This window comes from Flammeovirga sp. SJP92, assembly GCF_001583495.1.
Lineage (GTDB): Bacteria > Bacteroidota > Bacteroidia > Cytophagales > Flammeovirgaceae > Flammeovirga.
In genome coordinates, this window is the sequence record NZ_LQAQ01000061.1 from 285829 (window position 1) to 296996 (window position 11168).

The following is an 11168-nucleotide window of genomic DNA, read 5'->3' on the forward strand; positions in this document are numbered from 1 at the left end:
ATAGAATCACTATTTATATAATTAATAGTAACATTATGTATAAAGTCTAGAAAAAATCAAGAGATGAACTAATTTTGATAGAGAACAAGGTAAAAGTAAATTCTTTTTGAAATGTATCAAAGTAAGTTCGCACTTTTCGTTTTTGAAAACTAAAAAGAACCGCTTTAATTCTTGATTTTCACATTTTTTGCAATATTTATACATATATTTGTGCTGTGGTTATTAATAATGAATATTTAAATCTGTTTTTTAAGTAGGTCTTTTACCTATTATCATTCCTAATGTCCCCTATCTTTTTAAATAATTAATAGGTAGTTCACTATTCTTTTTAGATGAAGAAAACAAAAATTCTTAGAATAATTGCCAGACTTAACGTTGGAGGGCCGGCAATCCATACTGTTTTGCTTACGGATCAACTACAAAATGAAGAGTTCGAGTCAAAGTTATATGCTGGACCTATTCCTAGCAACGAAGGAGATATGTCATACTTAGCTTCCGAAAGAGGAGTTGAGGTTAATTATATACAAGAATTACAAAGAGAGTTATCATTAGTCAATGACATTAAAGCTCTTTTTCGCATTCTAAAAATAATGTTGAAATACAAGCCCGATATCGTGCACACCCACACTGCAAAAGCGGGGTTTATCGGCCGAGGAGCGGCTTTACTCTATAATTTCATTTCTAACACAAAAACCAAAACTGTCCACACATTTCATGGACATGTATTTCACGGTTATTTCTCGCCATTAAAAACCAAATTATTCCTTTTTATTGAACGTAGTCTTGCCAAAAGCACAGACAGAATTATAACTATAACAGACAAACAACAAGAGGAAATATTAGGTTTTGGAATTGGCCAGAAAGAACAACACAGTATGATCCCTTTAGGGTTGGACCTAAGGAGGTTTTATGATAATAACAACAAGGATTTCTTACATGAAAGCTACTCTATTCCAAAAAATAAGAAACTTATTGGTATAGTTGCCCGTTTCACACAGATAAAAAACCTTGAAATGTTCATTAGAGTTGCAAAGCTTATACACCAGAAAGACACTAATACTCACTTTTTTATGGTTGGTGATGGAGAGGACAGACCTCACTTGGAAGCTTATAGCAAAGAGATGAACACTTCGGATTTTATCACTTTCACTGGCTTCTTAAAAAATTTACCAGACATTTATTCAAGTTTGGATTTAGTTTTGCTTACTTCTAATAATGAAGGCTCGCCTGTTTCAATTATTGAAGCTATGACTAGTGGTACTGCTGTTGTTTCTACCGCTGTGGGTGGAGTACCAGACCTGTTTACAGATTTTGGTAAAAATTATTTAGTTCAAACAAACGATGATGAGGCAATGGCTTCAGCATCATTAAACATTTTAAATTCCAAAGACAATAACCATCGTTTTGTAGAAGAGCATCAAAACAATACATTTCAAAAATATAGTTTTGACCGTCTTGTACAAGACCTTACTGAAACGTACAAAGAGTTAACTTATGAATCAATTAACATTATTGCTTAGCCTTGTATTAGGTGCAGTTATATCTTTTTCAATTACACGGGTTCTGATTAAACAAGCTATAAAATTTAATATAGTTGACAAGCCTAGAGCCGACCGTTTTCACACAAAGACTACAGCGCTAATGGGAGGTATAGGCATTATGATCTCTTTCATTATCGTATCTACACTAATAGAAATTCTACCTTTATGGTGGTCTGCTCCTGTCACAATTGGTGTTTTAATAAGCGTAAGCTTTTTATTTAGAAACAAAATTAACAGTTCATACATCGCAAGTGCACTTACAGTTGTAGTAGCTATAAGTAGTATTTTATTTGTATATGGAACTGAAGCTTTTGAGCAAAAAGCATTGTGGCTATACTCAGGTTCACTGATTATTTTCTTTACAGGAGCTTATGATGATAAATCCAAAGCAATGGAGCCGAAAGTAAAACTGTTTTTCCAACTATTAGCTTCATCGATAGCTATTTTTATTGTTGGATCAGTTTCATTCCTACCACCAGTAATTAGCCACTTATTTACATTTTTCTGGATCATCGGTGTGATTAATGCATTGAACCTAGTGGATAATATGAATGGACTTTCACCTGGATCTGCAGCTATTTCCGCACTGTCATTTGGTGTTCTTTCTATCATTTATTTCCACAATGAAGAAGTTGCTTTAATCAGTTTAGTATTAGCCGCAGTATTATTTGGTTTCTTACCAAACAACTACCCTAATGCTAAAATTTTCATGGGAGATTCAGGTAGTATGTTTTTGGGTTATATGCTTTCTATGATAGGTGTAATGCAATCTTGGACAGTAACAACAAGCATAGATATCAGCATTATCACTCCTATCTTATTGTTAGCTTATCCAATTTTCGATGTAACATTTGTAACTATCAATAGAATTCGATCTGGCAGGCCTATTTATGTTGGAGGAAAAGACCACTCTTCACACTTACTAGTGAAGTTTGGATTAACACCAGCAAAAGCGGTATTATTCTTTTACTGCTTATCCATAATCACTGCATTCATTTCGTATTACATCAATACGCTAAACTTAGGTTATGCAGGAACTGCTTGTGCTATCATTCTTTCTACGTTCTGTTTGTTAGGATACACTCTAACAAAATTGCATGACAAAGAATACATGCCTTCAGAAAAGAATGCAGAACAAGAGAACTCAAATGATAATATTGAAGTAATCACAGTTCCATCTCAAAGAAAACCTTTAAAGAAAGCGAGATAGAACATTCTTAAATAGATAACAGAATAGGGTTGGGATATCATTTTATCTCAACCCTTTTTTATGCATAAATTTTAAATTAAGTACTAAGTCAGAAATAGACCGTATTCAATTCTAAATTTTTTTTTCTGTGAGTACAACGCTAAAAAACATATAAAGAGTGGTTGTGAGTTTTTTAAAAGAAGTAATCGCAAAACAATAAATAGAGTTAGCATTAATTAATATAGTCTGGTCATATAATACTTAAGAGCAAAAAAATAAGGGAATATCTTTTTACAGACATTCCCTTAATTTATTTAACTAAAGCACTAATTACTTAGCAGCTTCTTCGTTTCTCTTTGTCAAGAACTCTTCGAATTGTTTTAAATCTACTTCTTCAGCAGTTAAAGCAACTTTTTCTTTTAAAGCATTAAATACTTTCTCGTTGTAAACTTGCTCATAAGTTTGCTCGAAGTACTTACCGTTTTCAGCTTGTAAGTAGTTCTGAACGAATCCAGCCATTTGCTCTTCATCCTCACCCATAAAGCTACCGAATTGAGCTTTGATTGCAGTTAAAGCAGCTGCTTCAACATCTTCTTTCTCAACTTTGATATCGTTATCAGCAAATACTTTATCAGAAATTGCTCTCCACTTCACAGCCTCTTCGAATTTAGGTAAGCTTTCAGCTAACTCTTCTTCTTTCGCTTGAGGATTGTTCTGTAAGTAAACTTTCTTCACTAATTCTGCAGGCAATGAGATTGAAGTACCTTCAACAACTGCATTTCTTACGTTGTCGTTAGTTACGTTATCAATTGCTTGAGTGTTTACTTCAGCAATAGTATTCTTCAATTCAGCTCTGAATTCTTCTTCGTTTGATACTTTATCTGGACCGATTACCATATCAAAGAATTCTTGATTTAACTCAGGCTCCTCAGAACGAGTGATTTTAGTGATTTCGATTGTGAAGTCACCTTTATAAGCTTCAGCCTCATCTTTATCTCCACCTAAGAATAAACGAAGACGGTTGTTATCTTCATACATTGTTTCAATGTCTAAAGTCACAACATCACCTACTTTCTTACCAGAGAATTTTCTTACGTTACCTGTGATTAATTTGTCGTCAAGATCAAATGCTGCACCTTCTTTTTCGAAATCACCTTCTACTGATTTGAAAGTTGCAGTAATCAAGTCACCTTTTAATGCTTTCTCTACGTCTACTTTCTTAGGGTAAGACTCTTTCAACTTAGCGATAGTGTTTTCAACATCTGCATCAGTTACAGTTAAGTTGAAAGTTTCAGCTTTTAAAGCTTCTAAGTTTAAATCAAACTCAGGAAGTAATAATTCGAATTCAACAGTTTGTTCTGCTCCAAGTTGCTCAGGAGTGATAAAATCTCCTTTGTACATTGGTTGGAAAAGAGGTTTGATACCATTGTCATTCAAGTAAGTGTCAACAGCTTTTCCTACAGACTCGTTGAAAGTCTCCATTTTCAACTGCTTACCGTACATTTTTTGTACCATTGACATTGGCACTTTACCCTTACGGAAACCTTTCATATTTGCATTTTTAGCATATTGCTTCAATCTGCTCTTATATTCTGGCATAAAATCCGCTTCAGCAACAACTACTGATAGTAAACCGTATGAGTTCTCTTGTTTATCTAATTTGAATTCCAAAGTTCTATGATTTTTGGTGTAACAAAACTCTAAATAAAAATAATTTCTTGTGTAGAAATCATATAATTTGTGTGTTGAACTAAAAAATCATTGATTATAAATTCAACAACCTCCTACCCTCCACAAGACTAGATTTCAAGACTAACAAAATCACTAACACACTGAAAAACAAAATGTAAAATAGCAATTTAGCTCTTTCCATCTTCTTAAAACGAAACATATAAACACATATCCTCATTTTAAGCGATGCAAAGGTAATCAACTCATTATTAAAATCATTGCACTTTGCCTAAAAAAATGCAAACAACTGTTATAAACAAACCTATTAATAGTTAGGAAATTGAGTGGAAAATAAGCAGTAAAATCCCTGTTTTTTACAATAAAAAGCTTCTGAGAATTATACTAAGTTTGATAAAACGTTGAGACTAATTCAAACTGAAATGACAGTACAATAGAATTGGGGAATTCTTAGGAGTCAGTTCTTAAAAAACGGTGGAAGAAAAGCACTTTCTTAGTATTATGTAGGTATTATTGCTTTTTTTTTGCAACTTAAATTTTCAAGTAAAAATAGTAGTCTACTATTATTACTTACAACTAAGATTGAATCTAAAAATTGTTGGGAGACTTGAAGATGAATATCGACCTAGAAAAGGAAAGAAGGGAACTATTATCAATGTACGCAAATTTATTGCGTAAAGCACGTCCTTTTTTGAACGATAGTGACGATGTAAAAAACATTAAGAAAGCATTTTTGTTTGCTACAGACGCTCATAAAGAAATGAGAAGAAAGTCTGGCGAACCTTTTATATATCACCCTGTAGCTGTAGCCACTATTGCTACTGAAGAAATTGGCTTAGGTACTACTTCTATCATGGCAGCATTATTACATGATGTTGTGGAAGATACTGATCATACTATTGAGGAAATTGAAGAAGTTTTTGGTTCTAAAGTAGCTCTAATTGTAAATGGTCTGACCAAAATCTCAGGTGCTGGTAAAAAAGGAGGCTCTTTGCAAGCTGAAAACTTCAGAAAAATGTTATTGACAATTTCTGAAGATGTAAGGGTAGTACTTATTAAAATTGCTGACCGACTGCACAACATGAGAACACTCATGTCTATGCCAAAGGACAAGCAATTGAAAGTAAAGGCTGAGACTGAGTATATTTATGCTCCGTTAGCACATAGATTAGGACTTTACAATATCAAATCAGAATTAGAGGATCTTAGTTTAAAGTATTCTGATGGACCTCTATATGATGAAATCACTAAAAAATTAAAAGAGTCTGAATCCGCTAGGGTACATTTTACCGATGAGTTCAAAACACCTCTAACAGAAACACTAGACAATCAAGGGTATAAATACACCATTAAATCAAGAACCAAATCTATCACCTCCATTGCTAATAAAATGAAAAAGCAAAAGGTGCCGTTTGAGGAGGTCTTTGATTTATTTGCGATCCGTATCATTTTTGAAAGCCCAAGAGAAACCGAGAAATCAACTTGCTGGCACATCTATTCCATAGTAACAGACTATTATACACCAAATGTTAGCCGATTAAGAGATTGGATCAGCATGCCTAAATCTAATGGTTATGAATCGTTGCATACTACTGTAATGGGACATAATGGCCACTGGGTAGAAGTACAAATCCGCTCTAAAAGGATGGATGAAATTGCGGAGAAAGGGTATGCGGCTCACTGGAAATACAAAGAACAAGGACAAGCAAGTTCTGAACAAGGTATTGAACAATGGCTGAATGAAGTCCGTTCTTTGATGGAAAACGACAAGGTGAATGCTGTTGAATTCTTGGATGATTTCAGAACAAATCTTTTCAACAAAGAAGTTTTTGTCTTTACTCCTAATGGTGATTTAAAAGTCTTCCCTTTCGGAGCTACTGTGCTTGATTTCGCTTTTGATATTCACACAGAAGTCGGTGCCAAATGTCTTGGAGCAAAGATTAATGGTAAATTAGTACCATTAAGTTATCAGCTTAATAATGGTGATCAAATTGAAATCTTAACTGCTAATCAATCCAAAGCCAATGAAGGTTGGTTGAAGATTGTAAGGACTTCAAGAGCCAGAGCAAAAATAAAATCTCACTTAAAAGACGACCGTAAACGTATCGGCATGATTGGCCGTGAGATTATTGATAGAAAATTCAAACAGCTGAAAATAAAATACGATGATAGAATAGCACAGCAATTGAGAGATTTCTTTAATCTCAGCAGTGAAAGCGACCTCTATTATCAGGTGGGTGAAGGGATTATCCAGCATAAGGAAATCAAAAAGTTCAAAGAGCACCTTGACCATACCAATAATGTAAAGAAAAAGAAAATTGTTCCTGATTCTGCCAAAGAATTCAAAACTAAAATCAAAGATATCCGCAAGGATGATGATGAATTAGTGATAGGTGAAGACATGGACAATGTACACTACTCTATTGCCAATTGCTGCAACCCTATTCAAGGTGATGATATCTTTGGTTTCATTACTATTAATAATGGCATTAAGATTCACAGAACAAGTTGTCCAAACTCTGTAGCCATGATGGCCAACTACGGATACAGAATCATTAAGGCAAGATGGGCAAGTGAAAAAGAAGCTTCGTTTATTTCAAAAATTGATATTGAAGGTACAGATCGTATAGGTTTAGTCAATGATGTCACTAGAATTATTACAAGTAGAATGAAGGTAAACATCCGTTCGATCTCAATCGAATCAAACGATGGCATCTTCAGAGGAAACATTGAAATTTCAGTAAAAAACTTAAATGAATTTGAAAAAGTCATTAAAGAAATCTCTGATATTGATGGTATTATAAGAGTAACTAGAAAGGACGATTAAAGGCTTTTCCTAAACATATATTCAACAAATCAGCAAAGCGATAACATTACATAATGTTATCGCTTTGCTTTTTATACACCAAATAAGCTGCACCTAAACATGAAAAATTAGTACTTTGGAGATAAATTTATTAAATTTAAGCCGGTGTAATACAGTTACATTCAATTTGTTGCCCACTTCAATAAGAAGCTCGAACAATTGTCTACACTAGAAACTTTTTGAGGTTACCTTATTTTTTCATTTGTCTATGAAAACAGGATATTTAGATCAAGCATTAACAATATATCAAGATCTTTCTAAAGAACTCACGTTAAGTGGGTTATGCAAGAAAGTAATTGACCTAACGAAATCGAAAACAATAGCAGAGAAGGTTTCTGTCATTATTAATGACAATGAAAACTTTATACTAAAAGCTAGTGGTCTACGCGGAGAAGATAAAGTTTCATTCTTTGAGAGTAATCAACTTGCCCATGCAGATCAATTGCCTTTAAGTGTTGTAAAACAAATAGTAGCAAGTAAAAACCCTGTTGCTGTAGACTTAAATAAGGTTGGAGATAAAATTAAAGCAGATGAATACATCAAAAAATATTCACCTTCATTTCTAGATTTCATTCCTCTAAGAAATGATGATGAATTGATTGGATTCTTGATGCTTGAACAGTCTCAAGAAGTAAACGTAACTGCTGAAAGCTTGAAGTTTATTCAAGTTATTGCACCTCAAATCGCTATTTTAATTCAGAAATTAAATAAAATAGCTCCATCACAATCAGTAGCTTCATCAAACAATAATGGTATCCTCTCTAAAGAAGACTTAGTGACTCTTGGAGAAATTGGACAAGTGATTGCCACTACTTCATCTGTTGAGGAAATGGTGGAAACGGTATACAATAAAATTAATGCAATTATTGATGCCCAGTTCCTTGATATTGGTGTTTTAAACCATAAAGAGCAAAGATTAGAATTCCCTGGCTCATTTGAAGATGGAGAAAGGTTACCTTTCAACTTCTGTAGCCTGAAGGAAGAAAATAGATTAGCAACACTTTGCTTCAATACACGTAAAACTGTATTTATCAATGATTTTGACAAAGAAATCAAAAATTACATTCCTAATTACGTCAACACAGCTCCTAGAGTTGGTAAGAAAGTAAAATCGATCATTTATGCTCCGATTTTAGCTAAAGATAGTGTAATTGGTGTAATGACCGTTCAAAGTTCAAAACCCAATGCTTATACTGAATCAGATATATATCTGATAAGAAGTTTAAGTTCATACCTGGCCATTGCCATTGACAACTTCCAATTGTCAAAGCAATCCAAAGTGAAAGATGAAACTCACCTTATCACTACCAAAAAACAAGAAGCTCAACTTTCAAAAGCCTATACTACCCTAAAAAGTTTAGGTGAGATTGGTCAGGACATTACGTCCAACCTTTCCATTGAAAGAATTGCATATACTGCCTACGAAAGTTTAAACAACTTGATTGATGCTCCACTTTTCTCAATTGGTATTTACAATAGAGATAGAGGTGTAATGGACATCATGGCAAATATTGAAAATGGTGAAAAATTACCACCAAAAGCAATTTCCTTAAACGACGACAGCAAGCTGTCTATTTTATGTTTCAAAACTTTAAAGGAAATTGTAATCAATGATATTATTTCAGAGTATTCTCTTCATTTACCAAATGCTAAACTTAATACAGATAATCCTGATTCACTTCCAAAATCAGTAATTTATCTTCCTTTGATAGGTAAAGAAGGTACTTTAGGTTTTATCACGGTTCAGAATTATAAGTTGAATGCTTTTGCAGACACTGACCTTAACGTTCTCCGAAACATTGCCATCTATATTGGTATTGCCTTGGATAACGCCCTGACGTATGAAGGACTAGAGGAGGTCGTTTCAGAAAGAACAGCAGAGCTTCAGCAACAAAAAAATGAGCTGGAAGAAAACAAAGATAAAATTGAGCAAGCGTATAAAAACGTACAATTATTATCTGACATTGGTTTATCACTTTCATCAAGTTTAAGTACAGATAGTGTAATTGAAACGGTGTATGAAAATGTAAATAACCTTATGGATGCCACTACTTTCGGTATTGGTATTTACTCACACAGAAAACAGCATATTGAGTTTATTGGTGCAATTGAGAAAGGAAATCGACTTCCTGAGTTCGTTCACAATATGAATGACAACACCAAACTTTCTTCAATATGTTTAAAAGAAAATAAGGAGATCGTAATATCTGATATTACCACTGATGTTTACGATTACATTGATACAAAAGATAAAATTGAGGCCATAGGTGAAATGCCTTCCTCAATTATTTATCTTCCATTAAGAACAAATGAGAAATTAATTGGTGTAATTACTGTACAAAGTTTCAAGAAAAACTCTTACTCTGACGTACAAGTAAACTTACTCCGAAACATTGCCGTATTATCTGCCATTGCAATTGACAATGCAGTACAATACGAAAAGATCGAAAGACAAAAAGAAGAATTACAATCTACTTCTCAGAAAATCACTGAATCGATCAAATATGCAAAGCAGATTCAAGGTGCAATGCTTCCAAACCGTACTTACATTAAGAACATTCTACCTAACTCATTTATCTTCCATAAACCAAAAGATATTGTATCAGGTGATTTCTTCTGGTTCCATGAAAGTAATAAAAGAGTATTTATTGCCACAGTAGACTGTAATTCCAACGGTGTACCGGGTGCGATGATGAGTATCATTGGTACTTCATTGTTCAGAGAGATTGTTGAAGTAAGAAACATTACTTCACCTGATGAGATTCTTGAGGCCATGAATGAGAGAATCACAGTTCACTTGAATCAGAAAATTAATGACAATCACGATTCATTAGACATCTCATTATGTGTGATTGACAGAAAGAACAACACATTGGAATTTGCAGGAGCAAATACTTCAATGGCAAGAATTGCAGATGGTAAGTTCTTTATTGTTAAAGGTACTCCTTCATCAATTGGTGGCAATGAAGAAAATGAAACACCATTCAGCAAGCATACTTTCAGTTTAGATGACGATGCAGAATACTTCTTATTCACTGATGGTTATCACAAACAAGTTGGTGGAGAGCAGAAACAAGCATTTGGCAATGAGAAATTCCTTAAGATGCTATACGACAATAATGCTTTAGATATGTCTAAAAAGAGAAATGCCGTACGTAGGGCATTTAATGACTGGATGGACGATGAATTAGTACAAACTGATGATGTGCTTGTATTAGGATTTAAAACAAATGAGTAATTTATTCAATTGTTAAAGCATAAATAAAAGGCTTCAGAATCACATCTAGATTCTGAAGCCTTTTTTGATATAAAAACGATTTCCTCTAACTATTGCTTTCCGAAGCTTTCTTCAATTCTTCTAAAGCCGCTTTATATTGTTCTCCTACTTTTGTTTCATAATCAGCTACAAAAGCGATAACTCTAGTCACTAACTGGAAACCAAAATCTCCTTTTTCATTCCACGTCACTAAAGTACCTTCTCCACTTTTTTCCAAAGTAAAAATCATCTCTGAGATAAATGTACCTTCATTGGTTGACATTTGGAGATGGACTTTATCATAAGGTTCTGATTCTAAAACTCTCAATTCCGCACTTGACCCATCATATGACATCCAAGTGTGCATTGCCCCCGCTCCTTCATCTGGCCCATGATATTCAGGGCTCAATCTGCTGCCTTCCTCTTCCAATTTAAAAGCCCAATCATTCCATTTCCTCAGATTTTCTATGTATGGAAAAACTGCACTTCTAGGTGCATTGATATACACATGTTCTTTTACATTATATTCAGATGGCAAAAGCATTGCTCCTCCAGCAAATAGTAATAAAACGGATAATACACCCAAGGAAAAATATCTAATCATTCTTTTAAGGTCGACTACATTAA

At 33.8% G+C, this 11168-nt stretch carries 6 protein-coding genes; 4 read left to right on the top strand and 2 right to left on the bottom strand.

Going from position 1 to position 11168, the window contains the following annotated elements:
- Nucleotides 1-332 precede the first annotated feature (332 nt).
- Nucleotides 333-1520, top strand: coding sequence for a glycosyltransferase (locus tag AVL50_RS13900; RefSeq protein ID WP_062617097.1), 1188 nt, complete (start codon nt 333-335; stop codon nt 1518-1520).
- Complete coding sequence (locus tag AVL50_RS13905; RefSeq protein WP_062617098.1) at nt 1495-2751, top strand: MraY family glycosyltransferase; 1257 nt, start codon at nt 1495-1497, stop codon at nt 2749-2751. The genes AVL50_RS13900 and AVL50_RS13905 overlap by 26 nt, the downstream gene beginning before the upstream one ends.
- Before the next feature lie 309 nt (nt 2752-3060).
- Here AVL50_RS13905 and tig read toward each other — a convergent pair whose 3' ends face one another.
- Nucleotides 3061-4401, bottom strand: a complete 1341-nt coding sequence (gene tig, locus AVL50_RS13910; RefSeq protein WP_062617099.1) for a trigger factor — start codon at nt 4399-4401, stop codon at nt 3061-3063.
- Between the two features lie 631 nt (nt 4402-5032).
- Here tig and AVL50_RS13915 point away from each other — a divergent pair.
- Together AVL50_RS13915 and AVL50_RS13920 are read left to right on the top strand one after the other, a co-directional pair.
- On the top strand, nt 5033-7246 hold the full coding sequence (locus AVL50_RS13915; RefSeq protein ID WP_062617462.1) for a bifunctional (p)ppGpp synthetase/guanosine-3',5'-bis(diphosphate) 3'-pyrophosphohydrolase: 2214 nt from the start codon (nt 5033-5035) through the stop codon (nt 7244-7246).
- Nucleotides 7247-7493: 247 nt separating this feature from the next.
- Nucleotides 7494-10523, top strand: a complete 3030-nt coding sequence (locus AVL50_RS13920; RefSeq protein WP_062617100.1) for a GAF domain-containing SpoIIE family protein phosphatase — start codon at nt 7494-7496, stop codon at nt 10521-10523.
- Between the two features lie 85 nt (nt 10524-10608).
- On the opposite strand, the gene AVL50_RS13925 is transcribed toward AVL50_RS13920, so the two are convergent.
- The gene (locus AVL50_RS13925; protein WP_172826841.1) at nt 10609-11145 is read right to left on the bottom strand and encodes an SRPBCC family protein; all 537 of its coding nucleotides are present in this window, start codon (nt 11143-11145) and stop codon (nt 10609-10611) included.
- Between the last annotated feature and the right edge of the window lie 23 nt (nt 11146-11168).

Bases quoted from the DNA above. Each gene is read 5' to 3' on its own strand.
- AVL50_RS13900 (WP_062617097.1), top strand. From the start codon at position 333: ATGAAGAAAACAAAAATTCTTAGAATAATTGCCAGACTTAACGTTGGA.
- AVL50_RS13905 (WP_062617098.1), top strand. From the start codon at position 1,495: ATGAATCAATTAACATTATTGCTTAGCCTTGTATTAGGTGCAGTTATA.
- AVL50_RS13915 (WP_062617462.1), top strand. From the start codon at position 5,033: ATGAATATCGACCTAGAAAAGGAAAGAAGGGAACTATTATCAATGTAC.
- AVL50_RS13920 (WP_062617100.1), top strand. From the start codon at position 7,494: ATGAAAACAGGATATTTAGATCAAGCATTAACAATATATCAAGATCTT.
- AVL50_RS13925 (WP_172826841.1), bottom strand. From the start codon at position 11,145: ATGATTAGATATTTTTCCTTGGGTGTATTATCCGTTTTATTACTATTT.